This window comes from Thermococcus sp. MAR1, assembly GCF_012027305.1.
GTDB lineage: Archaea > Methanobacteriota_B > Thermococci > Thermococcales > Thermococcaceae > Thermococcus.
Window position 1 is genome coordinate 413,736 of the sequence record NZ_SNUF01000001.1, and the last position, 22,448, is coordinate 436,183.

Annotated in this window: 28 protein-coding genes; 15 read left to right on the forward strand and 13 right to left on the reverse strand. The window is 55.2% G+C overall.

Translation table 11 applies throughout. From position 1 onward, the window contains the following. Positions 1-22 precede the first annotated feature (22 nt). Both hypD and E3E25_RS02355 read right to left on the reverse strand, forming a co-directional pair. On the reverse strand, positions 23-1,141 hold the full coding sequence (hypD, locus tag E3E25_RS02350) for a hydrogenase formation protein HypD (RefSeq protein WP_167891665.1): 1,119 nt from the start codon (positions 1,139-1,141) through the stop codon (positions 23-25). After that, a complete protein-coding gene (locus tag E3E25_RS02355; protein WP_014012431.1) occupies positions 1,138-1,362 on the reverse strand; it encodes a HypC/HybG/HupF family hydrogenase formation chaperone in 225 nt (74 codons plus the stop codon). The genes hypD and E3E25_RS02355 overlap by 4 nt, the downstream gene beginning before the upstream one ends. A 101-nt stretch (positions 1,363-1,463) precedes the next feature. Here E3E25_RS02355 and mobA point away from each other — a divergent pair, with 101 nt between their 5' ends. Beyond that, the gene (gene mobA / locus E3E25_RS02360; RefSeq protein WP_167892613.1) at positions 1,464-2,045 is read left to right on the forward strand and encodes a molybdenum cofactor guanylyltransferase MobA; all 582 of its coding nucleotides are present in this window, start codon (positions 1,464-1,466) and stop codon (positions 2,043-2,045) included. On the opposite strand, the gene E3E25_RS02365 is transcribed toward mobA, so the two are convergent. Genes E3E25_RS02365 through E3E25_RS02395 form a run of 7 tightly spaced genes read right to left on the reverse strand, consistent with a single transcriptional unit; the run spans position 2,037 to position 6,257 of the window. Next, a complete protein-coding gene (locus tag E3E25_RS02365) occupies positions 2,037-2,909 on the reverse strand; it encodes a GNAT family N-acetyltransferase (protein ID WP_167891666.1) in 873 nt (290 codons plus the stop codon). The genes mobA and E3E25_RS02365 overlap by 9 nt on opposite strands. After that, positions 2,893-3,372: a hydrogenase 3 maturation endopeptidase HyCI gene (locus E3E25_RS02370; protein ID WP_167891667.1), complete on the reverse strand. Its 480-nt coding sequence runs from the start codon at positions 3,370-3,372 to the stop codon at positions 2,893-2,895. Before E3E25_RS02370 ends, E3E25_RS02365 begins: the two co-directional genes overlap by 17 nt. A gap of 4 nt (positions 3,373-3,376) precedes the next feature. Then, positions 3,377-3,748, reverse strand: a complete 372-nt coding sequence (locus E3E25_RS02375; RefSeq protein WP_167891668.1) for a HEPN domain-containing protein — start codon at positions 3,746-3,748, stop codon at positions 3,377-3,379. Continuing rightward, positions 3,745-4,065, reverse strand: a complete 321-nt coding sequence (locus E3E25_RS02380) for a nucleotidyltransferase domain-containing protein (RefSeq protein WP_167891669.1) — start codon at positions 4,063-4,065, stop codon at positions 3,745-3,747. Before E3E25_RS02380 ends, E3E25_RS02375 begins: the two co-directional genes overlap by 4 nt. 47 nt (positions 4,066-4,112) lie before the next feature. Further along, positions 4,113-4,856 (reverse strand): Mrp/NBP35 family ATP-binding protein, encoded by a 744-nt coding sequence (locus E3E25_RS02385; RefSeq protein WP_167891670.1) that lies wholly within the window; start codon positions 4,854-4,856, stop codon positions 4,113-4,115. Next, complete coding sequence (gene hypA / locus E3E25_RS02390; RefSeq protein ID WP_167891671.1) at positions 4,853-5,272, reverse strand: hydrogenase nickel incorporation protein HypA; 420 nt, start codon at positions 5,270-5,272, stop codon at positions 4,853-4,855. Before hypA ends, E3E25_RS02385 begins: the two co-directional genes overlap by 4 nt. Before the next feature lie 52 nt (positions 5,273-5,324). Then, the gene (locus E3E25_RS02395; RefSeq protein ID WP_167891672.1) at positions 5,325-6,257 is read right to left on the reverse strand and encodes a hypothetical protein; all 933 of its coding nucleotides are present in this window, start codon (positions 6,255-6,257) and stop codon (positions 5,325-5,327) included. 163 nt (positions 6,258-6,420) lie between these two features. Here E3E25_RS02395 and E3E25_RS11630 point away from each other — a divergent pair, with 163 nt between their 5' ends. Both E3E25_RS11630 and E3E25_RS02400 read left to right on the forward strand, forming a co-directional pair. Continuing rightward, on the forward strand, positions 6,421-6,681 hold the full coding sequence (locus E3E25_RS11630) for a hypothetical protein (protein WP_370456664.1): 261 nt from the start codon (positions 6,421-6,423) through the stop codon (positions 6,679-6,681). After that, complete coding sequence (locus tag E3E25_RS02400) at positions 6,651-7,085, forward strand: sulfite exporter TauE/SafE family protein (protein ID WP_370456638.1); 435 nt, start codon at positions 6,651-6,653, stop codon at positions 7,083-7,085. The genes E3E25_RS11630 and E3E25_RS02400 overlap by 31 nt, the downstream gene beginning before the upstream one ends. On the opposite strand, the gene tdt is transcribed toward E3E25_RS02400, so the two are convergent. After that, positions 7,054-8,076, reverse strand: coding sequence for a tellurite-resistance/dicarboxylate transporter (gene tdt / locus E3E25_RS02405; RefSeq protein WP_167891673.1), 1,023 nt, complete (start codon positions 8,074-8,076; stop codon positions 7,054-7,056). The genes E3E25_RS02400 and tdt overlap by 32 nt on opposite strands. A 44-nt stretch (positions 8,077-8,120) precedes the next feature. Continuing rightward, complete coding sequence (locus tag E3E25_RS02410; RefSeq protein ID WP_167891674.1) at positions 8,121-8,492, reverse strand: NifB/NifX family molybdenum-iron cluster-binding protein; 372 nt, start codon at positions 8,490-8,492, stop codon at positions 8,121-8,123. A 145-nt stretch (positions 8,493-8,637) separates the two neighbouring features. On the opposite strand from E3E25_RS02410, the gene E3E25_RS02415 reads away from it, so the two are divergent. The 4 genes from E3E25_RS02415 to E3E25_RS02430 are packed head-to-tail and all read left to right on the forward strand — an operon-like array spanning position 8,638 to position 12,272. Then, the gene (locus tag E3E25_RS02415; RefSeq protein ID WP_167891675.1) at positions 8,638-9,333 is read left to right on the forward strand and encodes an FmdE family protein; all 696 of its coding nucleotides are present in this window, start codon (positions 8,638-8,640) and stop codon (positions 9,331-9,333) included. Position 9,334: 1 nt separating this feature from the next. After that, complete coding sequence (locus E3E25_RS02420; RefSeq protein WP_167891676.1) at positions 9,335-10,453, forward strand: iron ABC transporter substrate-binding protein; 1,119 nt, start codon at positions 9,335-9,337, stop codon at positions 10,451-10,453. A 5-nt stretch (positions 10,454-10,458) separates the two neighbouring features. Continuing rightward, positions 10,459-11,493: an iron ABC transporter permease gene (locus E3E25_RS02425; protein ID WP_167892614.1), complete on the forward strand. Its 1,035-nt coding sequence runs from the start codon at positions 10,459-10,461 to the stop codon at positions 11,491-11,493. Continuing rightward, a complete protein-coding gene (locus E3E25_RS02430) occupies positions 11,490-12,272 on the forward strand; it encodes an ABC transporter ATP-binding protein (RefSeq protein WP_167891677.1) in 783 nt (260 codons plus the stop codon). The genes E3E25_RS02425 and E3E25_RS02430 overlap by 4 nt, the downstream gene beginning before the upstream one ends. Here the strand turns inward: E3E25_RS02430 and E3E25_RS02435 are convergent. Together E3E25_RS02435 and E3E25_RS02440 are read right to left on the reverse strand one after the other, a co-directional pair. Then, on the reverse strand, positions 12,234-13,193 hold the full coding sequence (locus tag E3E25_RS02435) for a tetratricopeptide repeat protein (RefSeq protein ID WP_167891678.1): 960 nt from the start codon (positions 13,191-13,193) through the stop codon (positions 12,234-12,236). The genes E3E25_RS02430 and E3E25_RS02435 overlap by 39 nt on opposite strands. Positions 13,194-13,262: 69 nt before the next feature. Next, complete coding sequence (locus E3E25_RS02440) at positions 13,263-16,259, reverse strand: PKD domain-containing protein (RefSeq protein ID WP_206204598.1); 2,997 nt, start codon at positions 16,257-16,259, stop codon at positions 13,263-13,265. A gap of 171 nt (positions 16,260-16,430) precedes the next feature. Between E3E25_RS02440 and E3E25_RS02445 the strand changes: the two genes are divergently transcribed. The 8 genes from E3E25_RS02445 (at position 16,431) to mpgS (ending at position 22,446) form a co-directional block, all read left to right on the forward strand. Next, a complete protein-coding gene (locus E3E25_RS02445) occupies positions 16,431-17,375 on the forward strand; it encodes a ribonuclease Z (protein WP_167891679.1) in 945 nt (314 codons plus the stop codon). Then, positions 17,372-18,073 (forward strand): TraB domain-containing protein, encoded by a 702-nt coding sequence (locus E3E25_RS02450; RefSeq protein WP_167891680.1) that lies wholly within the window; start codon positions 17,372-17,374, stop codon positions 18,071-18,073. Before E3E25_RS02445 ends, E3E25_RS02450 begins: the two co-directional genes overlap by 4 nt. Then, positions 18,073-18,249, forward strand: a complete 177-nt coding sequence (locus tag E3E25_RS02455; RefSeq protein ID WP_162840170.1) for a hypothetical protein — start codon at positions 18,073-18,075, stop codon at positions 18,247-18,249. The genes E3E25_RS02450 and E3E25_RS02455 overlap by 1 nt, the downstream gene beginning before the upstream one ends. 48 nt (positions 18,250-18,297) lie before the next feature. Further along, positions 18,298-18,477: a KH domain-containing protein gene (locus E3E25_RS02460; protein ID WP_139680288.1), complete on the forward strand. Its 180-nt coding sequence runs from the start codon at positions 18,298-18,300 to the stop codon at positions 18,475-18,477. Between the two features lie 21 nt (positions 18,478-18,498). After that, positions 18,499-19,110, forward strand: a complete 612-nt coding sequence (locus E3E25_RS02465) for a site-2 protease family protein (protein WP_167891681.1) — start codon at positions 18,499-18,501, stop codon at positions 19,108-19,110. A gap of 66 nt (positions 19,111-19,176) precedes the next feature. After that, entirely contained in the window at positions 19,177-19,746 is a 570-nt protein-coding gene (pgiA, locus tag E3E25_RS02470; RefSeq protein ID WP_167892616.1) for a glucose-6-phosphate isomerase, read from the forward strand. A 71-nt stretch (positions 19,747-19,817) separates the two neighbouring features. Beyond that, complete coding sequence (locus E3E25_RS02475) at positions 19,818-21,182, forward strand: ADP-specific glucokinase (RefSeq protein ID WP_206204599.1); 1,365 nt, start codon at positions 19,818-19,820, stop codon at positions 21,180-21,182. Between the two features lie 82 nt (positions 21,183-21,264). Beyond that, positions 21,265-22,446, forward strand: coding sequence for a mannosyl-3-phosphoglycerate synthase (gene mpgS, locus E3E25_RS02480; RefSeq protein WP_167891682.1), 1,182 nt, complete (start codon positions 21,265-21,267; stop codon positions 22,444-22,446). Positions 22,447-22,448: the final 2 nt, after the last annotated feature.

The following is a 22,448-nucleotide window of genomic DNA, read 5'->3' on the forward strand; positions in this document are numbered from 1 at the left end:
GAGGAGTTTTCAACCTTTGGTGTCAGAACAAAGCTCCGTACTTGTAGAAGATGCTGCATGTTCCCTCGTAGGAGACCATGCACGGCCCTATTGGACTCCTCGGCGTGCAGGTCTTGCCGAAGTGCGGGCACTGTGGGGGTAGCGCCAGACCGCGAAGGATGGCGCCGCAGATGCAGCCCTTTTCGAGGTCTGGAAGCTCCGGAACCTCCGGATCGTAGTACGTCCTTATCTCCAGCTCCTTCCACTCCTTCCTAAGCTCAAGTCCGCTTTCGGGTATGGTCCCGAGGGCGCGCCACCTGGCGTCCTTGACTTCGAAGAACTTCTCGATGAGCCTCTGAGCCGTTACGTTGCCCTCGTACTTGACAACCCTCGTGTACTCGTTGAGTATCCTGACCTCGCCGTTCTTAACCATCCGTATGAGGAGCAGAATAGCCATCAGCATGTCCACCGGTTCAAAGCCCGCTATGACCTGCGGTATGCCGTAGTCGGTCGTTATGTACTCCCAGCCCCTTACGCCGATTATCGTTGAGACGTGACCAGGGTCTATGAGTCCGTGGAAGCGCGTTCCGGCCTTCACGAGGGCCTCAACGGCCGGGGGAGTTAGGCGGTGGACGGAGTATATCTTGAAGTTCTCTAGGCCTTCTTCAACGACGGCGTTCAGCATTCCAGCGGCGGGAGCCGTTGTCGTCTCAAAGCCGGGACTGAAGTGGACGACGGTTCTCTCCGGGTTCTCTTTGGCTATCTTGTAGGTGTCAAATATTGAGTAAACAACGCGCACGTCGTAACCCTCGCCCCTCAAATCCGCGAAGCTCCCGAGGGGAGTTGGTATTTTGTACATGTCGCCAAAGGTGGTCAGGATTATCCTCTCTCCCTCCGCGTAGGCCTCCTTCATAATCTCGCGCATCTTGACGATGTCCTCGACCGGAGTTATACAGACAGGACAGCCCGGCCCGCTGACTATCTTGACGTTCTCCGGAAGGAGGGAGCGTATCCCGGAGCGGGTTACAGTGTCTTCGTGCGTTCCGCAGACGTGCATGAACCGGAGCTCATCGAGGCCCTTCGCCTCCTCACGTATCTTCCTCACGACCTTCTGGGCCAGCTCCCTGTCCTTGAAGGCGTTCAGGACGTCAGTCACGTTCATCCCTCCAGGGCTCTCTCCACTTCGGCCCATGCCTCGAGTATCTCCAGTGCCCTTTCCTCGTCGAGCCTCTCTATTGCGAAACCCGTGTGAACTATGACGTAGTCCCCGACCCCCACCTCAGGGAGCAGATCGAGGCGAACCTCCCTCCTCACTCCTCCAAAGTCTACAACTGCGGTTTTTCCTGTGATTTCGATTATCCTTCCTGGAATCGCTAGGCACATTTTCTCTCACCTGTGATTAGTTCTCACAGGCCTTTTTAGGGATTTTTTAAACCTCTGGTTTTCAACCGTCAACCCTAAAAGCCCGGAGTCCAATGGATATCATGCTCGGTGCGGTTCTTGCAGGGGGTAGGAGTAAGCGCTTCGGAGGCGACAAGCTCCTCTTCAGGATAGGTGGAAGGCCGCTTATTTCGTACGCCCTTGAGAGAATTGAGTCGGCGTCGCTTATCAAGGAAGTCGTTATCGTGGCATCTCCCGACAACGCCGGGAGGCTCAGAAGCCTCGGCTACGAGGTGGTGGTTGACGAACTCTCTATTGGACCTATGGGTGGAGTTTATACCGCATTGGGCGTCGGTGATTCGTTCGTCGTCGCGGGGGACATGCCGCTTATCGTCCCGGAGTTCGTTGACCGAATGATCCGGGAATTCCGGGGGAGTGAAAAGCTCGTCTGCGTTCCCCGCTGGACCAACGGATACCTTGAACCCCTCCATGCGATATACTCAAAGGCGTTCCGCCGGGTTCTCAAGGGCAGGATACGCGATGGGGACTACTCGCTGAACGGTGCGATACGCTTTGCCGACGTATGCTATTTGAATGTGGAGAAGTTGCCCCCTTCGTGGAGGGAGAGCTTCTTCAACGTTAATCGCCGGAGCGACCTCAGAAAGCTCGTGGGGGACTCAAAGTGACTTCGCTAGTATGATAACCTCATCCAGGGGTGTTATGCCGAACTCCAGCCTTCCGCTTACCAGCTTTCTGCTGAGGCTCGTTCTGAGGGTTTTGAAGCCCCTGCTCCTCGCAAGGGTCGCGAGCTTTCTCAGACCCTCCAGGCCGTCCTCCCCCCAGAAATAGGCCGTTGCTGTCTGTCTATCGAAGAAGCTGCCCTCAAGAACGTAAAAGCCTCCCTCAATGCTCCCGCTCTCGAAGTGAACCCTCCCGTCCACATCGGCGATCCTGTCAACGAACTCTGAGAACCAGTGGTTGTAGGAGCTCTGAAACTGCCCCAGGCTGAGGGGCAGCCCTCTCAGGTCGTCCCAGTCGGGGATCAGTTCGGCAGCAGTAGGAGCCCTCCTCCCGGTGTCCGTTGAGATGTCTGCGATAATCCCTTGGTAGACTGTTCTGTTAAATCCAAGCTTTCTGTAGAACCCGAGGGCCTTCTTCTCGGGGGTCACCGTGAGGAGATCGCAACCCTTCTCCTTTGCCAGCTCCACCACGCGCTCCAGCAGGGCCCTTCCGACGCCTTTTCCCTGATACCACCGTGCTACTTCGATGACGCTGAGGTGTGCGGTTTTTACGAGCTCCCCGTCCCAGACTTCATCGCTTATGAACACCTCGGTCTCGCCGGCTATCTTTCCGTTCAGCTCAGCCACGAGCGCTATTCCGCCAGCAAGTTTGAGGTTGTTCAGGTGGATCGCACAGGTCTCCTCCAGCCCCCAGGGGCCGACTTGAAGGTATGTCTCGTAGGGCGAGTCCTTCCAGGGCGAGTTGGAGAGGTATATGCCCACTATTCTCCGGCAGTCCCAGATTGTGGCTTCCCTAACCCTCAGTTTCATTGAGAACACCGGCCATGGATTTTGCGAGAACCTCGGCCCTTTCAACCACAACCTCGCTTGGCTTCTGGAAGAGGCCCAGAACGGCCGGCTGGCAACCGACGAGGACGAACTCCGCGTTGAGGCGCGTCTTCAGGTAGCCCACCAGAACCTTGAGCGGCAGGCTGTGGGTCGAGACCGCCTCTCCGAGCGTTCCCTCTGGGTCGGCGAGTATGACTTCACCGTGCTCCCCGCCGAAGTCAACTGCATCAACGAAGACCACCAGATCCGGCTCGAATTTTGTTATCTTCCCTGTATAGCTCTCCGGAACCTCCCCGCAGTTGAGGATGAGAACGTTTGGATTGCTCACCAGCTCCTTCAGCCTCTCGGCAACGAGGACGCCGAATGCATCGTCACCCCTAACCTCGTTCCCTATTCCGCAGACGACGACACGTTTCGCCTTTCTGAGGAGTTCGGAGAGTTTCATAAATTTATTCCCCCAGCCGTCGAATGATAAAATCCAGAACCTGCTTTGCAGTTTTTATTGCTTCCTCTGCTAGTTCTTTTGGCACAGGGTAGTAACCAGGATATCTAACCTCAACGGCAAAGTCCGAGAGGTAATGAGCTCCTAAGTTGTAGAGTTCTTCAAAAGAGGGGTCTATCTCTTTACATTTCTCAATAAGGTAAGCTATCTCATGAGTTCTTACCAGCGGTTTGTTGTTTTTGAGAAGGAATGCCTTTAGGAACTTTTCAACGGCCTGTTGGGCATGAAATGCAGCATAGTCAGGAATATCATTCTCCAATGCGAGTTCGGCTAACCTGAGGTCGTCTTCTCCCTTTCGTATCCAATCGAGATAACTCATACTGGGATACCCTCCCTAACGGCATAGTAGTATATGTACTCCTTAGAGTCCCTAAGCCTTTCAAGCTCCTCCTTGGATACAACGAGGATGTCCATGGCTAGGCCCTTCTTCGCAAGTCTTTTCCTTATTTCCCCGGTAAGATGCACTCTTTTTCTCCATTTCACTTGGTTCTCCGTGACGAGCAGAATGTCCCAGTCGCTGCCTTCTCTGGAGGTGCCCTTGGCCCTCGACCCAAAGAGTATTATCTCAACTACATTAACTCCCTGTTCCCTGCAGACGTTGATTACTGTGTCATGAATCAGCTTTCGCACTTCCATGCTTTCACCCATTAAGCCTTTGCAATGAAGAAAAGAAAAACCCTTCGCTAAATCTTCTCCGCGACTTTCCTTATCTTCTCCGCGAACTCGGTCTTCAGGAGCTCTTCAACGTTCCCAATCTTGGATTCGAGGTCCGGATAAAAGGGTATTCCGGCAAGGTATGGGACGTTGTAGCGCTCCGCGAGCTTTTTAACATCCCTTTCGTCGAGTTGCCCCGGACGGAGAACCATGTTCTCGACGACTCCCATGATTCTGTGCTCCCTCTCCCTGAGAAGGGTCAGAAGCTTTTCAACGACGTTGATTGACAGCTTCGACGGCGTTGCAACGACGAGGAACTCGCCCCTCTTGAGGAACCTCAGCACGTCGAGGAACTGGTCGCCGAGGCCGGGGGGCATGTCTATGATGAGGTAGTCCAGCTCGTCCCAGCGCGTTATGGCGAGGAGCTCGATGAGGGCATCGCTTATCTCCATGCCCCTCATGGGTGTGGGTTTGTCCTCGGAGTAGTAGACGATGCTCATGAACTTTATTCCGTGAACCGTCGGCGGGATTACACCGTACTCCTCCTCGGGGAACTCCTTTGGCTCGAAGCCGAGAATCACGTGGTCGCTCGCGCCGTGGAAGTCGAGGTCAAGCAGTCCAACCTTGTAACCCTTCTCCGCCAGAACAAGGGCGAGGGTTGTTGAGACGAGCGACTTTCCAACGCCGCCCTTCCCGCTGACGACGGGAATTATGCGCTTCACCTTCTCAAGCCTGCCCTCTATGCCCTTGACGCGCGGGTCTATGCTTATCATGCCTCTCCCTCCTTCTCGATCTTTATGCCGCTTATGTAGACTCCCCTCCCCTGGAGAACCTCAAAGTCCCTGCTCCCGCACTTCGGACAGGCTAGAAACGCGTGTACTACCTCGGGGATGAAGTGTATGTCCTCCTTTATGCGCTCGTCGAAGTTTCCCTTGACCTCCTTCAGCTTCCACTCGTGACCGCAGTTGCGGCACTTAAAAACCGCCTCTTCCTCGATGAACTCTATCTCTGCCCCCTCTCCTATCGTCCCCTTGAGGAGCTCCTTCATTGCGAACTCGACTATCTCGGCGTTGACGTCCTGGAGTTCGCCGAGAACGACCTGGATCGCGAGGAGCTTTGACGCGCCTTCCCTTTCAGCGTAATCTAGGGCAGTTCTAACTATACCATCGGCGAGTGCCCACTCGTGCATCTCAATCCCTCCGTTCAGATTTTATTCCTGAACGCTTAAAAATGGGCGGGTTTCAAACCTTGGGTTCACTGGCTTCCATCTCCCTCAGCTTCCACGCGAGAACCGCGAAGGTGACCACGCCTAGGAGGGCCTCACCCCTCACGCCGTTGACCTCTAGGATTACATCGTAGGGCACGAGCCAGAAGGCCAGGAAGCCCAGGGCTAGGGCATACTTTCTCCTCTCGTCAAGATGGGAGGGTGTGGAGTAGAAGTGGAGGGTTACCAGAAGTCCGAGGACAGAGGGCACAACGGGGTGTGCTGAGGAGTGGGGGAAGGCTGTGAAGATAAAGAACAACGCGAAGGAGACAGTGAAGCCATAGACGAAGGGATGTCTCCTTGGAATGCCGCGCTTGAAGAGAGTCTCCCTTTTTACCTTCCTTGCGAGGATCAGCAGGAGCACCGTGAGGAGGATGGTGAGGGAATACTGAACTGCCGGCGGGCGGTACTGGGCCAGGAACGCTGAGAACACCGCAGCGGAGGCTCCGAAAGAGAGTGCCGTCACGGTTATCCCCCGCGTTCCAAGGAGTGTTTCATTGGAGAACTCTGGATAGAGGGCATCGACAACCATTATCGGCATCGCTATGCTCATCAGGGAGTGAAACATCGTCAGCCACACCGCCCAGACTGCGTTAACTCCCCATACCCTCCCATAAACGCTGAAAACGTCCAGGTCTGGCCATTTCGGATTGAACCACGACTTTACGACGAGTCCCTCCTCCACGATTCCATAGACAAAGCCGAGGAGCATGAGCCTAACGTAGTTCCTCCCCCACCTGATCCAGGCCTCGCGGACGAGGAGAACGCCAGCACCGTAGTAGGCCCACAGAAACGGAAACGAGAGGGGATTCGTGAGGACTTCTAGGGGTGGGGTGGAGCCGCTCAGCACCTCTGCGAAGAAGGGCGAGATTAGCGAGAGGACTAAAGCGACCCTGGTTTTGGAGTTCATGTATTGAACTCGGCTCTCCTGTTTAACACCTTTTTGGATGAGAAAATTTTTAAATGAGGTTCTTCTCATTTTGTTTGGGTGACCTAAAACGAACTACCCTGAACTCGCACTTGTTGCCTTTATCCTCAGTATCGTCTTCTCGATAGGGGGTGTTGGTTCTGCAATAGCCATAGTCCCGGTCATGGGCTGGCTTGGGGTTCCTCTCATGACCGCGAAACCAACCGGTCTGTTCATCAACACACTCTCAATGCTCTCCGCAACGCTGAAGAACATCAGACATGGCAAGCTCGACGTTCGATTCGGCCTGCCAATCCTCATCGTGACACGGCTATTTCTCCGATTGGTGCATACTCCGGGAAGTTCATACCTCGTCGCGTTGTCCTTGTCGTTTTCGTGCTCTTCCTGCTTTACTCAGGCACGATGATGCTCTTTTTCCGGCCCAGAAAGCGGAGGGGAGGGGGAAACCACGTCATTGAGGGCTCGCTCATCGGTGGAATAGCAGGCTTTCTGGGTGGACTCCTCGGTGTTGGGGGAGGCGGAATAATCAGTCCCGCATTGATACTTCTCGGCTATGAACCGAAAAAAGTCGCCTCGACAACAGCATTGATAGTGTTCTTCTCGTCCCTGAGCGGGTTCCTGACGTACTGGGGCATGGGAACTTTGGACTTAAAACTGCTCCTCTGGGTCTCCGTTCCTGCAATAGTCGGGGGCTGGCTTGGAACGCACCTGATGCACTTTAAGATGAGCTCCGACCAGGTGAAAAAGATGATAGGGGTCATAATGTACCTCATAGCCCTTAAGACGCTTCTCGTTGCTCTGAACCTCTGAAGGCGAAGTTTCTGAGCGTAAGACCTCCAGTGACCAGCCATATCGCCAGGAGGAGCCAGTAGAGGACGAATCCAAAGTCTGTGATGGCGTTTATCCCGAAGGTTGTCCCTACGTTGAAGGTCGCACTAACGTAGGCTCCAAGCGGGAATATGAAGGCCCACCAGGCGAGGCTGTAGGGGAGGTTGAGCTTCCTGAGGTAGTGGAGCGTCATCAGAATCGCCATGAGAAGCCACCATATTCCAAAACCCCAGAGGAGCAGTCCAAAGACTAAGAAAGGCTCCTTCACCGTTACGAAGTCGCTCGCCTTTATTAGTGCGTAGAGGGTTGAAGTCCCGGCTCCGATGGGTCCGAGGTTTATCCATATTGCTGGCGCCATACCGCATGGCAGGGGTTCGTGGGTTATGAACCTGTGCATGACTATCGCAAAGAGCGCCAGGTAGAGAAAGAAGCCGGAGCCCCAGGCAAAGTAGTTTATCGCATATGTGACCTCCCTGGTGGCTCCAGCGAGTGTTGAGGCTATCACCGAGCCGCTGAGTGGAATCACTATCAGTCCAACCGGGGGAATAAACCACGCGGGAGTCACGGTTCTGATGTCTATTCCCCCCTCGATAAACATCAGGTATGGAATCAGCAGGGCAAAGAACACCGTGAGAACTGTTCCTGTGGCCCAGAATACCACTGCAACGAATTCCCTCCGGAGGATGAAAAGGTAGTCCGCTGAGAGGACGAGCATTGCCACCGCTATTGTGCCGTAGAAGTGGCATATGACGGGATGCCTCAAGTCACCGAGGGCGTCTTCTCTATATCTTAGCCACCTCAGAACCCAGGGCACCAGCAGGACGAAGAACAGAACGGTGTTGATGTAAGTCAGAAGCTCTGCAAAGTTCCCTAGGGGTGGGAGTTTCCCCGAGTATGCCTTGCTCACGAGCGCTAGAGCACCGGTTCCCATAACGCTCGCGAACCAGCTCGGTGCGAAGTCTTTGATTCCCATACGACCACCAAATTAAATGAAAAAAATTTCATTTAAAAACTTTTTCACTGGTGCTTCGTCGCCTCTATCCTCTCCCTCCAGTGAGGGTCGACCTCAAGAACCTGGTGTATGAAGGCCTCAACGACGTTTTTAACCCTCCCGTAGGCCCCGGTGACGACGGTTATTCCTAGGCCCTCGAAGTATGCCATGGCCTTTCCTCCCATCCCGTAGGCAAGCACAACCTCCCCGCCGTGCTCCTTCACGAAGTTTGGGATGTCACCTGGGCCGTGCTCTTCGAAGGGAACCTCGACAACCTCGAAACCTTTGATGGTGGCATCATCGACCTCAACGAACGCGAAATATTTTGCCCTGCCAAAGTGCTCACAGACCTCGCTCTCCAGCCCTCTATCATCCTTAAGGGGGACCGCGATTCTCATGAAACCACCAATACTATGAAAAAGTCTTCAAATATAAAGTTTGTGCATATGCACGCTTTTCTAAAGCACCAACACCAAAGGTTAATAACACCTAGCTCAAAAAATCGTTAAAAAATGTGTTACCCAATTCGCCTTTGGTGATACAATGCTCGCTCTCAACAGGCTGGTGGAGGAGGGTGACGCTCGGGGAATCCTAGAGTACGCCAGGGAGTTTCACGGCCACGTCTGTCCCTACCTGGCGCTCGGAATCCGGGCGTCGCTCATAGCCATGGAGGAACTCGGTGTTGGAAGGCTCGACTACTCTGGAAGTGTTGACGAATCCGTTCTCGCCATAGTCGAGATCAATAGCTGCTTCACCGACGGTGTTCAGGTGACGACAGGCTGCACCTTAGGAAACAACTCTCTGATATACCTCGACTTGGGAAAGACAGCCCTCACACTGGTGAAGCGCTCCATCTGGGAGGGGGTTAGAGTTTATGCAGATGCCGAGGAGCTGAGGAAGTATTACCCACCAGATGCCACAGAGCTCTTCAGGAGGGTAGTCAAGGAAAGAAAGGGAACCGAAGAAGAGCGGAGGCGCCTCTGGGAACTCTGGGAGGATATAGCATACACCATGCTGGAGCTCCCGAGGGAGGAGTTCAAGATTGAACGGGTTAAGTTTCCCCCGATAGAGCAGGCGCCGATAGTGGAGAGCGTCCGCTGCTCGGAGTGCGGGGAGCTGGTTATGGAAACCCGGGCAGTTTACATAAACGACGAGCCCTTCTGCCTCCGCTGTGCCGGGGAAACCTACCGGGCGGTGGTTGGTAGGGGAATAGTGAAAGTCTCGCCAAGGGGGTGCTGAGATGAGAAGGTTCCTTGCCCTGTTTTTAATCCTGCTCGTGGTTTCAATAAGCGGCTGCATTGGGAGCAGCACGAACACCGAAACCGGAAAGGCTACGATAACCGTCACGGACGCCCTTGGGAGGAGCGTCGAGGTTTCGGCGAAGGTGAACCGGGTCGTTGCCGTCGGTCCCGGAGCGCTACGGCTGGTGGTTTACCTGAACGCGAGCGATATGGTGGTCGGCGTTGAGGACTTCGAGAAACGCTACAACTTTGGAAGGCCCTACATCATAGCCCACCCTGAACTCCGGGAGCTGCCGACCGTCGGACCGGGCGGGCCTGGCAAACTGCCGGACTTCGAGGCGCTCATAGAGCTGAAGCCCGACGTTATCTTCATAACCTACGTGGACAAGAAGACGGCCGATGATATACAGGCCAAGACCGGAATCCCCGTCGTCGTCCTCAGCTACGGCCAGCTGGCGACCTTCGAGGACGAGGAGCTCTTCAAATCCCTCGAACTGGCGGGCAGGATACTCGGAAGGGAGAAGAGGGCAGAGGAGGTAATCAACTTCATCAATGCAACCCAGAAGGACCTGATGAAGCGCACCTCTGGAGTTGAACCGAAGACCGTTTTCGTCGGCGGAATCGGTTACAAGGGAGCCCACGGAATTGAGAGCACGGAGGCCAGTTATCCGCCGTTCATCGTCGTTCACGCCAAGAACGTTGCCGACGGGCTTGGGAGCGGCCACCAGTTCATCGACAAGGAGAAGCTCCTCGAGTGGCAGCCCGAGTACATATTCATCGACGAGGGTGGCCTTAAGCTGATCCTCGACGATTACTCAAAGAATCCGGACTTTTACGCCTCTCTTAAGGCCGTCAAGGAGGGCAACGTCTACGGCATACTTCCCTATAACTTCTACACCACCAACGTTGGAACGGCCTTGGCCGATGCGTACTTCATCGGGAAGGTGCTCTACCCCGAGAGGTTCAGCGACGTTGACCCGGCGAAGAAGGCCGACGAGATATACGCCTTCCTGCTCGGAAAGCCCGTTTACGATACCATGAAGGAGCAGTTCGGGGGATTCGGGAAGATAGATCTCTCCAACGGAACGATTAAATACTCACTGCCGACCTCACCGTGATGGGAATGGACTACGAGGGCTACGTGGCCAGGAAACTGTCCATCGGCCTTTTCCTTCTTCTTTCCATCCTCGCAGTTAGCCTGTACTCCCTCTCCCACGGTGCCTACTTCCTCTCGGTGAGGGAGGTCGTTGATGCACTCCTCGGCGGCGGGACGGATGGCGCCAGAGTGGTAGTTTGGAACATAAGGATGCCGAGAATAGTTGCAGGTCTCCTGGTCGGTGCCTCCCTTGCCGTGGCCGGTGCCGTCATGCAGGGCTTTCTGCGGAATCCATTAGCGACCCCTTTCACAATGGGTGTCTCCCACGGGGCGATGTTCGGTGCTTCCCTTGCGATACTCCTGGGGGCAGGCTATGCTGAGAGTTCCGGAAGGATTTCGCTTGACAACCCCTACGCCGTTGTGCTCTTTGCCTTCATCGGCGCCATAAGCGCCACGGCCGTGATTCTTGCACTGGCGAGACTGAAGGGACTCAGCCCGGAGGCCATAATTCTGGCGGGGGTTGCCATGAGTTCACTCTTCGTTGCACTAACTACCCTCGTCCAGTATTTCGCCGACGAGCTCCAGCTGGCGGCCATGGTCTACTGGAGTTTCGGCGACCTCGGAAGGGCCACTTGGCGGGAAAACGCGATAATGCTCGTTGTGTTCGTTCCAATCTTCGCGTACTTCGTCGTTAAGCGCTGGGATTTGAACGCCTCAGTTATGGGGGACGACGTTGCAAAGAGCGTTGGGGTTGACGTTGAGAGGGTTCGCCTTATCTCGACCTTCCTGGCGGCACTGATAACCGCGGTGAGCGTTGCCTTTGTAGGTGTCATCGGCTTCGTTGGCCTCATAGCACCCCACGCCATTAGGCTTGTTGCCGGCGGTGACTATCGCTTCCTCATTCCCCTGTCGGCCCTCGCCGGCGCCCTGCTACTCGTGGCCGCCGACACTATTGCCAGGCTGGTTTTGTCCCCGATGATCCTTCCGGTGGGCATAGTGACTTCTTTCCTCGGTGCCCCCGCGTTCATATACCTCCTGATAAGGATGGAGGGACGGAGATGAAGGCCGTACGGGTGAGGAACCTCCACTTCACCTATAACGGCTCGGAGGCCCTCAGGGGTGTTGAGCTGGAGATTGAAGAGGGGGAGTTCGTGGCGATACTCGGCCCCAACGGTGCCGGAAAGTCAACCCTCCTCAAGTGCATCGCTGGAATCCTGGACTGTGGGGCGGTTGAAGTGCTTGAACGCCCGGTGGAGAATTACTCCAGGGATGAGCTGGCGAGGATTCTCGCTTACGTGCCCCAGAGGTGCGAGCCAGGGTTTATGACGGTTTTTGATACAGTTCTGCTCGGCAGGAGGCCCTACATGGGGCTGAGGCCGTCGAAGCGAGATGTTGAGACCGTAAAGAGAGTCCTGAGGATGATGGGTATAGCTCACCTTGCGCTGAAGCCCACCAAGGAGCTGAGCGGCGGGGAACTCCAGAAGGTGAGCATTGCGAGGGCCCTGGCTCAGGAGCCTAGAATACTCCTCATGGACGAGCCGACCAACAACCTTGACATCAAGAGCCAGCTGGAGGTTATGGAAACTGCTAAGAAGTTCGCGGAAGATGGGAAAACTTCGATCGTGGTCATGCATGACGTCAACCTGGCCCTTCGCTTCGCCAGGAGGTTCGTCTTCATGAAGGGTGGAAGGATTGTGGCCGACGGTGGGAGGGAAATACTGAAGCCTGCTCTCTTCGAGGAGGTCTATGACGTGAAGGTTGGGATAGAAGAGGTAGGGGGAATCCCCGTCGTGGTTCCCCTCTCACATCTCGGCCTCTCCGAGGAACTCAAGGAGGTCTAGCAGGCGCGGGTCCTTGACCTTTTCTATAGCCTTTCCTGCCTCTTCCGCCTCGATCTTGCCGTCCTTGTAGAGGGCTATCGCCTTCACGGCCTCAAAGAAGTCCGCCAGCTCCGGCATTGCTTTGGCGAACATATCCATGTGCAGGTAAACCGTCTCGAAGTCGTCCTCAAGGAACAGCTGCCAGAGGACGTCCATCAGCGAACCGAAGGTGATATCCTCGTAGTCGCTTCCTCTGGCATGAATCAGTGCGTAGAGGCACTCCTGCAAAGCAGCATCGTAGTTCTCGTCCTCCTCAAATATCTCCTCGAAGCTGAGGTGTATCTCAACGAGGAGGTCGCTCTTGTCTAAGACTCTTGGTAGAAGGCCGGCGAGCATTGCCTTTGCCTCGTAAGTCTCTCCCGACTCGAAGAGAACGTAGGCCTTGTGGATGGCTATCCTCAGGACCTCGTCCTCGTTTTCGAGCTCGCGGTATATCTCCTCCGCCTTTTCCATGAGCCCTATGGCCTTTTCGTACTCTTGGAGTTCCTCGTGGATGAGCGCCATGGCGTAGTAGATTTTCGCTATGTTCTCCCTGTTCCCCTTCTCGGTCTCCTCTTCAAGCAGTGCCCTGTAAAGGTCGAGGCCCTTTTCAAGCTCTCCTATCAGGTAGTAGAGGTCGGCAAGCTCGAACTTTACCTCAAAGGTGTCCTTCTCCTCGGCCATCTTTTCAAACTCGCTCAGCTTGTCTATGCCCAGAAGTTCGTGGAAGTAGTAAACGGTGAGCTTGTACAGTTCGAAATCTCCACACTCCAGGGCGAGCTTTTCGGCCTTTTCGAGGACCTCTTTAAGCTCCTCGTCGCCCAGCTCGTCAACCCTGTGGTACAGAAGGGTTGCAACCTTTTTGCAGTCCTTTTCCTCGATTGCCTTCAGAATCTCTTCCATCTCGGAACACCTCAGAATAATTAGCCGTCCGGAGGTATTTAACGCTTTGGTCAAAATTAAATGGAGGAGTCAGCGCCTCCTCCAGAGGGCAACTAGGATCGCCAGAACCGCTATCACTCCCGGGCCGCAGGTGCCCCCTGACTCGGTCGGGGATGGTTGGGTGCTGGAGGGACTCGTCTCTGGAGAGCTAGTTGTCCCACTCGGCGTGCTCGACGTCGTCTCAGGTGGTGTGGTGGTAGTTAGGGCTTCGGTTGATGTAGTCTCGGTTGGAGAGGGGCTCTCCGCGGCTCCAACCGTGATGGTGATTTTCTTGACGTCCTCCCCTCCTGCGTCGTCCGTTACCGTCAGCGTTACAGTGTAGTTGCCGGCCTTCTCGAAGGCGTGAACAGGCTCGGCCTCGCTTGATGTGCCTCCGTCTCCAAAGTCCCAGCTCCAGCTCACCACTTCCCCATCTCTGTCGTGGGACTTGTCTGCAAAGCTTACCTCCTCCCCGGCCTTCGGCTCCTTCGGTAGGAATGTGAAGTCCGCGGTGGGCAGGTAGTTCCTTGGTTCAACGGTTATCTCCTTGGAGTAGGCATTCTTAAGGCCGCTCTCATCCTCGACCGTCAGCAGGACGGTGTATTTGCCCGGCTGAGAATAGGTATGCCGGGGGTTCCTCTCGGTCGAGGTGCTTCCGTCTCCGAAGTTCCAGTTCCAGCCTGCAACTTCTCCATCAGGGTCAGTGGAGCTGTCTATGAATCTTACCTCTTCACCGACCTTCAGCTCCGCTGGCGAGTAGCTGAAGAGTGCCGTGGGTTCTTTGTTCTGCTGGACGTTGATGGTTGCGCTGCACGTCGAGTTCTTGCCCCATGAGTCGTAGACCGTGAGGAGTGCGTTGTAAACTCCTTCTCTGTCGTAGACGTGGTCAAGTTCACTCCCGTTGCCCTCAACGCTGAAGCCGTCCCCGAAATCGAGCTCCCAGCGCATGGTGTCGTTGTCGGGATCGTTCAGGTGGAGCTGGAAGTTCGCCTTTAGTGGTCTCTTCCCGGCTGTGGGAGTTACCTCCATGGTGCACTCGGGGGGATTGTCCATTGCCAGGAGGACGTTGTAGTTGAAGTGGAGGAACCCGAAGTTAAACACTATCGGGCTGTTTTCACGGTTCTTGTAGTAGTCTCCCTTGCTCGGCACGTAGAAGTCGAGAACTAAATGCCCGTCCTCGCTGTCAGTGTAGATAACGCCAGTGGCGTTGTACCACTTGTCCCTGTCATCTATCCTGCCTTCATACGCGACCAGGATGCTCGTTTCGTCGGAGAAGGTCACTTCGTGGGTGCTGACCCTCTCATATCCGTAGTTCCCCTCCATACTGCCCTCGACGGTCGTGATCCCCGAGACGCCTCCGCCTCCCTTGGCGCTCAGGGAGACACCGACGGTGAAGGTGTTCTTGCTCTTCTTCCAGTTCAGCTGCTTTGTGTACTGCTCGTAGGAGCTCCCAACCTTTCCAGCTTCGATTGTGAAAACTCCGAGGACGTTCCCGACCTCGTAGTTCTTCAGCTCGGTTATCTTCGTGGGGTATGTGTTGATGTCCCCTATTTCGTGCAGCTGGGAGTCGTAGTTCACGAAGTGGACGTTGGGCGGCCCCTTGGGGATGCTGACGAGGATGTACTGCTGCTCGCCGTTGATGATGGCAAGCTCGGGAGGGCTTATTATTGGGAACTCGTAGACCTCGTAGTCAGTGCTCACGTAGAGCGCCCCATCGGCCATGTCCGAGAGCATCTTGTAGGTTATGGCAGTCTCATAGGACTTCCCGGTTTCCCTCTGCATCTTGAAGCCGAGGGAGGTTTTTAGGGAAAACTCGCTTCCACCTCCCAGTACCTTGCTGCCGGTCTTCACGGTGAGCCCTATCGTCATCTTGACGTCGTGGGTGGCCTTGACCGATGCCACCTGCTTCTCTCCCTTCTTGTTCTTGTACTCCGCGTAGAAAACCCCGGTATCGTTTATCACATCAAAGTCCACTGGCGGTGCGTTGATGACCGCTATCACTTCGTCAACGACGCTCATAGTTGCTTTGTTTGGCGGTCCGACGATTATGGAATCGCCGTTCACATCTCCAACCGCCAGTCCGGCCCCGTAGGTGAACTCCGTCTTCAGGCCCTTCGGTCCGTTGAGCAGTTCTCCCCCCATGTTGTAGGCCTTGACGTATCCGTCTTGCGATGCCCAGAGTATCTCATCAACGCCGTCGGTGTTGACGTCGCCAACCGCTATCCTGTCTCCCTTCTTGAAGGGGACCGTGAACTTGGCTATCTCCGAAGCTTTGTACTGACCGCCGTTCTTGCTCAGGGAGAAAACGTGTATCCCCACCGTCGGGGTGTCCCGGCTCGCTATGACTATCTCGTCCAGTCCGTCGAGGTTCACATCGCCGGTTGCGAGTTCGTCCCTGTCCTTGAGGTTGAAGTAGTCCTCGGTTGAGAAGCTCCCCATGACGTTGCCGCTTGTGTCGTATATCCTCACGGTATCCTCGTCGTAGTCGGCATGGACTATCTCCGCTTTCCCGTCGCCGTCAAAATCGCCGGCCCCTATCGAATCGCCTATCTCGAAATCATCCACCTTGAACTTGCCCAGGACGTTGAAGTTCCCATCAAAGACCTTTATCCAGTTGTTCCTGTCGGCGAAGATTATCTCCTCCTTTCCGTCCCCGTCAACGTCGCCGCATGCCAAATCGTCCCCTTCCTCAAAGTTCACGTCGTGCTTTCCAAGCTCATCGCCGGTCATGGTGTAGATGTATATCTTATCGGTGCTCCTGTCTCCCTGGATTATCTCCGCCTTTCCGTCGCCGTTGACATCGCACGAGACGAGCTCGTCCCACTTTTCATAGCCGGTGTGGAACTGGACGACGTAGCCACCGGTCTCGTTTTCATAGCCCCAGATGTAGTCTCCCCTATCACCTATGATGATCTCTTCGTTCGCTATCACCATTCCCCCGGAACCATAGAGAAGGTCGGCCTCTCCAGCCTTCACTGAATGGGAGGGCACGGCAAGTAGGGAGATGATAAGAAATAACCAAACCAGAAGGGCAGTTCCCTTTTTCATAAATTCGCCCCCTTTCGATAGGAGTTTACAAAGACCTGCAAAAGAGCAGACCTAAGTAAACTCATGATACCATTGGACTTTGAAATATAAAAGGCTTTTCACCCATCGTGTTACGATTCTCGGTTATAACTCCTGGGAGAGCTTTTTAAGTCCCCCTTCCTATGATGTAACATGCTCGAAGTGATTTTCCTCGGCACGGGCGGCATAATGCCCACCAGGGAGAGAAACGTTCCGGCCATAGCGCTCCGCTACAACGGTGAGATTATACTCTTCGACGTCGGGGAGGGCACTATGAGGCAGATGAACACGGCAAAGCTCAGCCCAATGAAGGTGGAAAAGATTTTCATCACCCACTTCCACGGCGACCACTACCTCGGTTTAGCCGCGCTGATCCAGACGATGAACCTGTGGGACAGGGAAAAACCGCTCCATATCTACGGCCCCAAATACACCTTCGAGTTCGTCCAGCACTTCCTCCAGAGCGGCTTCTTCAGGCCGGGCTTTGAGATACACGTCCACGAGATTGGGGAAACCCGCTTGAAGTTCAATGGTTATGAAATCTGGTCATTCAAGGTCGAGCATGGAATTCCGGCTCTGGGCTACGTTTTTAGGGAAAAAGACCGGCGCGGGAAGTTCCTGCCGGAGAAGCTGAGGAAATACGGCCTGAGCGAGGGGCCGATACTCGGGAAGCTTGAGCGTGAAGGTAAAATCGAGTGGAACGGAAAAACGATTTACCTTGAGGACGTCACCGGGCCGAGGAGAAAGGGACTCAAGATAGCCTACACCGGCGACACCGAGCCCGCTGAAAGGGTCAGGCTCTTCGCCGAGAGGGCAGACCTTCTAATCCATGAGGCCACCTATCTGGATCCGGCCCATAGGGGCGACAGCTACCACTCAACGGTGGAGGAAGCCTGTGAGGTCGCTAAGAGGGCCAAGGTGAAGCTTTTGGCATTATTCCACAGGGCCTTCCGCTACACCTACGACGAATACACGAGCGGGGCCTCGCGAATATGCCGTGATTTTGGAGTGGATTTCGTAGTTCCGAGGGATTTTGATGTCCTGGAGTTTAAATCCGGCGAATTCAGTGTGAGAAACCTTCTGGAGGAGAGGGGATGAGCTACCTTCGTTACGTCAGGCTCATAGGCACGATGCACGTTTCGCCGAGGAGCAGGGAGGAGGTAATCAGGACAATACTCAATGAGAGGCCCCATGCTGTTGCTATAGAGCTCGACAGAGCGCGCTTTTTGGCGATGAACGAGAACAGGAGGCTAACTCTGGAGGAATCACTGCGCTTCGGCAGGAAGGGGCTGATAAACTACGTTTTAGCCAAGGTCGAGGAGAAGCTCGGTGAGGAGTTTGGCATGAAGCCCGGAGAGGAGATGAAAGCTGCCATAAACGCCGCCCAGAGGCTGGGTGTCCCGCTCTACCTCATAGACGAGGACATAAACCTCATACTCTCGAAGATTCTCGCCGCACCGGGAAGGGAGAAGCTCCTCATGGCGCTGGAGGCGCTTGGAATATTCCTGCCGGTTAAGTCCGGTGAAATGGCCGACCCGATGGCGGAGTACAGGGTCATGATGATTCAGTTTCGGAGGAGATACCCCTACCTCTACCGCGTCCTGGTCGAGGAGCGCAACGAGGTCATGGCGAGGAATTTGATCTCAATCGTGGAGAACCTCAAGCTCCGGGGGGTTAAGAGGCCCAGGGTTGTGGCCGTTGTCGGCCTCGGCCACAAGCCCGGGATAGAGCACCTCCTCGAGAGGGCGAAGGAGAGAAGGTTTCTCTCGCCCTACTGGACTGCGGGGGTGGTATGATGGAAAGGAGGCATCTGGTCTGCCCGCTCTGCGGGGGAACGGACTTTGATGTTGAGGAAGGCAAGATAGACAGCAAATGGGGGTTCACCGCCCACAAGGTGAAGATAGTCATCTGCAGGAACTGCGGCTACGTAATGATGTTCTACAAGGGCAGAACCATCTGGGACTTCGACTGATTCGTTACTTTTATATTTGAAAGAGCCCCAGCATTCTTGGGGATCACCATGAAGGACAGACTCGAAAAGATGCTCAACGTCAAGATTCTTGAAATCGAGGAGCTTGAGGACAAGATAGTCGTTTACGTCCCGGAGGATCAGGTGAGGATAGCCGTTGGGAGCGGCGGCGCGGCCGTTAAGGCGGCAGAGCTCGTAATCGGTAAGAAGATTGAAGTGAAGGGCAGGTGAACCTCCCCGTGGGGCGTTCTGATGAACTACGAACCCTGGCGCACCGTGAATAAACCCCGGAGTGCCGGAAGGAGGGAGATCGAAGACCTGCTGGTTTCTTTTTTAGTCCTTACTCTGCTGTTTTCCAACTTTGACCCCTACGCCCTCCCCTACGCGGCCGTGGCAGTTCTGACGGCGTTCCTCTTCCACGAGCTCGCCCACAGGCAGATTGCGAGGCACTACGGCTACAGGGCGTACTACCGCAGATGGGACACCGGCATACTTCTGGCGCTTCTCATGGGTGTAGCGACGCGCCTTCTCACGGGGAGCACCTGGATATTCGCCGCCCTCGGTGCCGTCCAGGTCTACGCTCCCTACGCTGTGGATTCCAGGGAGGCCTTTGGAAAGATAGCCCTTGCGGGTCCGCTTACCAACATAGCCGTTGGCATAGTAGCTCTAGTTGTTTTAAGAACCACTCACCCATTCACGACCCTCTGGTGGATTTTCAGGACGACGGCAACGGTCAATCTGTGGCTGGCCTTCTTCAACCTGCTCCCGTTCCCGCCGCTGGACGGCTCCAAGGTCGTTCGCTGGAACGCCGGGGCATGGGCAGTTTCCATCGGCGTCGCCTACCTCCTCTTCAGACTGCTGTAACACTTTCGGTGATACAGAAGGGAAAGGTTAAATAGGCCCACCCTCACTTCTATCACGGTGATTCCAATGGAGTACAAGAACCCGCTGGGTGTTGATATTGACCTCGAAACCGGTGTCATTCCCGGGGCCAAAAAGCTCGTCAGAAGGCTCAGCGACCTGAAGGGATACTTCGTCGATGAAAAAGCCTACGAAGAGCTTCTCAAGGAGAACCCGGTCGTTTACGAGGTTTACGCGATTGAGCAGGAAGAGAAGGATGGAGACCTGAACTTCGCCACGACGGTCCTCTACCCGGGCAGGGTTGGAAAGGAGTTCTTCTTCACCAAGGGCCACTACCACTCCAAAGCTGACAGGGCGGAGATATACTACGGCATCAAGGGGAAGGGCGGAATGCTCCTCCAGACCCCGGAAGGAAAGGCCGAATGGATAGAGATGAGGCCCGGAACGGTCGTCTACGTCCCGCCATACTGGGCGCACAGGACCGTCAACACGGGCGACGAGCCGTTCATCTTCCTGGCGATATATCCGGCCGATGCCGGCCACGACTACGGCAGCATAGCCGAGAAGGGCTTCTCTAAACTGGTCATCGAGGAGAACGGGGAAGTCAAGGTCGTGGACAACCCGAGATGGAAGGAGTGAATCTTTGATTTTTCTTCTTCTCACCGCAACCCTTATTAACTTTCAGCAGTTACATCACTCCCGGTGATATAATGCTCTGGGACGCTCTCTACTCATCGGCCTTCGATAAAGTTCGAAGAAACATCGGGAAAATCGGTGGGGTTCTCCTCGCGTACAACACGAACATCGACGCCATAAAGTACCTGGACTCCGCAGATCTGGAGCGGCGGATAAACAGTGTGAGAAAAAATGAGATCATGAGGTACTCCGAGGAGCTTCCGGAGAAGATAACCTCCGTTGAACAGCTCCTCGGCGGAATCCTCTGGAGCGTTAAGCGGGGCAAGGCGGCGGAGCTCTTCGTCGAGAGCTGCACCGTTAGGTTCTACATGAGGCGCTGGGGCTGGGACGAACTCAGGATGGGAGGACAGGTTGGGATAATGGCCAATCTCCTCGGCGGCGTTTACAACGTTCCGGTAATAGCCCACGTCCCCCAGGTTTCGAGGCTTCAGGCGGACCTCTTCAAGGACGGGCCGATCTACGTGCCGAAGGCCGAGAACGGAAAGCTCAGGCTCGTCCACCCGAGGGACTTCGCCGGGGACGAGGAGAACTGCATCCACTACATCTACGAGTTCCCGCGCGGGTTCAGGGTTTTTGACTTCGAGGCGCCGAGGGAGAACCGCTTCATCGGTGCGGCCGACGACTATAATCCTAACGTCTACATAAGGCCCGAGTTCAGGGAGCACTTCGAGGAGATAGCCGGAAGGGCGAGGCTGGCAATAATCAGCGGTCTCCAGACCTTGACGAGAGAAAACTACCGTGAGCCTTTTGGGGAAATGAAGAGGCACCTTGAAATCCTGGGCGAGAAGAACGTCCCGGTTCACCTTGAGTTCGCCTTCACCGCGGACGAGACCGTCAGGAAGGCACTCGTCAACGTGCTCGGCTCCTTCCACAGCGTCGGTCTCAACGAGGTCGAGCTGGCATCGATAATGGAGGTTATGGGCGAGAAGGGCCTCGCCGAGAAGCTCCTCGCCGACGACCCCGTGGACCCAATCGCGGTCACCGAGGCCATGCTAAGGCTCGCCGAGAGGACCGGCGTGAGAAGGATTCACTTCCACACCTACGGCTACTACCTGGCACTGACCGACTACAAGGGCGAGTTTGTTAGAGATGCTCTGCTCTTTGCGGCTTTAGCTGCTGCAGCCAAGGCGAAGCTCGGCGACGTCCGTTCGATAGATGAGGTGGTCAAGGCCATGGACGTCCCGGTGAACGAGAAGGCTGGGGCGGTGGAGGAGAGGCTTGCCAGGGAATACGGCATGAAGAATGGCATTGCCGACGTCGATGGCTACCAGCTCTCCTTCGTCCCGACGAAGATAGTGGCGAGGCCGAGGAGCACCGTCGGAATCGGTGACACCATATCGAGTTCCGCCTTCGTCGGTGAGTTCCCACTGCGCCCGTAAAACAAACCTTTTTATTTTCGTGGTCCCAAATTTTTTACGGGGTTTCCTTTTCATACCCGAAAATTATCAAGGGGTGGTTGAATTGCTTTTGGAGGCTCCGGTCTACAAGGAGCTGTTTGGAGCGGTTGAGATTTACGAGGTTCAGAAGGTCATCAAGCTGGACACTCAGACGCGAGACGTGAGGAGCTTTACTGTCACGAACGTGCCCCGCGAGGACATCTACGAAATTCTTGAAGACATCGCGATAGTCGTCCCGATGAAGAACGAGAAGCTCCAGCTTGTCGACGGTGTTCTGAAAGCCATACCTCATCAGTGCCCGATAATAATCGTCTCGAACAGCAAAAGGAAGGGACCAAACCTCTTCAAGCAGGAGGTTGACCTCGTCAAGCACTTCTACAACCTCACCCACTCGCGTATAATAATGGTTCACCAGAAGGATGTGGGGGTCGCCGAGGCATTCCGTGAGGTGGGGTACACTGATATCCTCGATGAAAACGGAAGTGTGAGGAGTGGAAAGGGCGAGGGGATGCTGATAGGAATTCTCCTTGCGAAGGCCATAGGGGCCAAGTACGTGGGCTTCGTTGATGCCGACAACTACATTCCCGGCTCCGTCAATGAGTACGTAAAGGACTATGCCGCTGGCTTTCTGATGAGCGAGAGCGAATATGCGATGGTCCGTCTGAGCTGGCGCCACAAGCCCAAGGTCAGCACGAAGGGGCTGTACTTCAGAAAGTGGGGCCGCGTGAGCGAGATAACAAACCGCTACATGAACGCCCTCTTTGGCGTGGCCACCAACTTCGAGACGAACATCATAGTGACCGGAAACGCCGGTGAGCACGCTATGAGCATAAAGCTGGCCGAGATAATGCCGTTTTCGACTGGTTACTCGATAGAACCCTTTGAGCTGGTTTACCTCTTCGAGACCTTCGGGAGGTGGGGTGAGGATCCCCACACGGACGTTTACGACCAGGGGGTTGAGGTGTTCCAGATAGAAACGCTGAACCCCCACCTGCACGAGGACAAGGGACAGGAGCACGTCGTTAACATGATCCTCAGCTCCCTCGGGACGATATACCACTCCAAGCTGGCGACGGAATCCATAAGGAACCAGATACTGAAAGAGCTTCGCCTTCACGGCCTTCTAGGTGAGAATGAGGAACCGCCGAGTCCCAGGGTCATGCCCCCCATAGAGAACATAGACGTGAACCAATGGATGGAGACCCTAGAGGACAACGCCGAAACGCTCCTGCGCTTCGAGGTGTGACG

Coding starts and splice junctions, on each gene's coding strand:
- E3E25_RS02430 (WP_167891677.1), top strand. CDS start 11,490: ATGAAGGCCGTACGGGTGAGGAACCTCCACTTCACCTATAACGGCTCG.
- E3E25_RS02445 (WP_167891679.1), top strand. CDS start 16,431: ATGCTCGAAGTGATTTTCCTCGGCACGGGCGGCATAATGCCCACCAGG.
- E3E25_RS02435 (WP_167891678.1), bottom strand. CDS start 13,193: ATGGAAGAGATTCTGAAGGCAATCGAGGAAAAGGACTGCAAAAAGGTT.
- E3E25_RS02365 (WP_167891666.1), bottom strand. CDS start 2,909: ATGAAACTGAGGGTTAGGGAAGCCACAATCTGGGACTGCCGGAGAATA.
- E3E25_RS02425 (WP_167892614.1), top strand. CDS start 10,459: ATGGACTACGAGGGCTACGTGGCCAGGAAACTGTCCATCGGCCTTTTC.
- E3E25_RS02375 (WP_167891668.1), bottom strand. CDS start 3,748: ATGAGTTATCTCGATTGGATACGAAAGGGAGAAGACGACCTCAGGTTA.
- E3E25_RS02455 (WP_162840170.1), top strand. CDS start 18,073: ATGGAAAGGAGGCATCTGGTCTGCCCGCTCTGCGGGGGAACGGACTTT.
- E3E25_RS02465 (WP_167891681.1), top strand. CDS start 18,499: ATGAACTACGAACCCTGGCGCACCGTGAATAAACCCCGGAGTGCCGGA.
- hypD (WP_167891665.1), bottom strand. CDS start 1,141: ATGAACGTGACTGACGTCCTGAACGCCTTCAAGGACAGGGAGCTGGCC.
- E3E25_RS02420 (WP_167891676.1), top strand. CDS start 9,335: ATGAGAAGGTTCCTTGCCCTGTTTTTAATCCTGCTCGTGGTTTCAATA.
- mobA (WP_167892613.1), top strand. CDS start 1,464: ATGCTCGGTGCGGTTCTTGCAGGGGGTAGGAGTAAGCGCTTCGGAGGC.
- E3E25_RS02450 (WP_167891680.1), top strand. CDS start 17,372: ATGAGCTACCTTCGTTACGTCAGGCTCATAGGCACGATGCACGTTTCG.
- tdt (WP_167891673.1), bottom strand. CDS start 8,076: ATGGGAATCAAAGACTTCGCACCGAGCTGGTTCGCGAGCGTTATGGGA.
- E3E25_RS02475 (WP_206204599.1), top strand. CDS start 19,818: ATGCTCTGGGACGCTCTCTACTCATCGGCCTTCGATAAAGTTCGAAGA.
- E3E25_RS02370 (WP_167891667.1), bottom strand. CDS start 3,372: ATGAAACTCTCCGAACTCCTCAGAAAGGCGAAACGTGTCGTCGTCTGC.
- E3E25_RS02385 (WP_167891670.1), bottom strand. CDS start 4,856: ATGATAAGCATAGACCCGCGCGTCAAGGGCATAGAGGGCAGGCTTGAG.
- E3E25_RS02415 (WP_167891675.1), top strand. CDS start 8,638: ATGCTCGCTCTCAACAGGCTGGTGGAGGAGGGTGACGCTCGGGGAATC.
- E3E25_RS02460 (WP_139680288.1), top strand. CDS start 18,298: ATGAAGGACAGACTCGAAAAGATGCTCAACGTCAAGATTCTTGAAATC.
- E3E25_RS02395 (WP_167891672.1), bottom strand. CDS start 6,257: ATGAACTCCAAAACCAGGGTCGCTTTAGTCCTCTCGCTAATCTCGCCC.
- pgiA (WP_167892616.1), top strand. CDS start 19,177: ATGGAGTACAAGAACCCGCTGGGTGTTGATATTGACCTCGAAACCGGT.
- hypA (WP_167891671.1), bottom strand. CDS start 5,272: ATGCACGAGTGGGCACTCGCCGATGGTATAGTTAGAACTGCCCTAGAT.
- E3E25_RS02440 (WP_206204598.1), bottom strand. CDS start 16,259: ATGAAAAAGGGAACTGCCCTTCTGGTTTGGTTATTTCTTATCATCTCC.
- E3E25_RS02355 (WP_014012431.1), bottom strand. CDS start 1,362: ATGTGCCTAGCGATTCCAGGAAGGATAATCGAAATCACAGGAAAAACC.
- E3E25_RS02410 (WP_167891674.1), bottom strand. CDS start 8,492: ATGAGAATCGCGGTCCCCCTTAAGGATGATAGAGGGCTGGAGAGCGAG.
- E3E25_RS02380 (WP_167891669.1), bottom strand. CDS start 4,065: ATGGAAGTGCGAAAGCTGATTCATGACACAGTAATCAACGTCTGCAGG.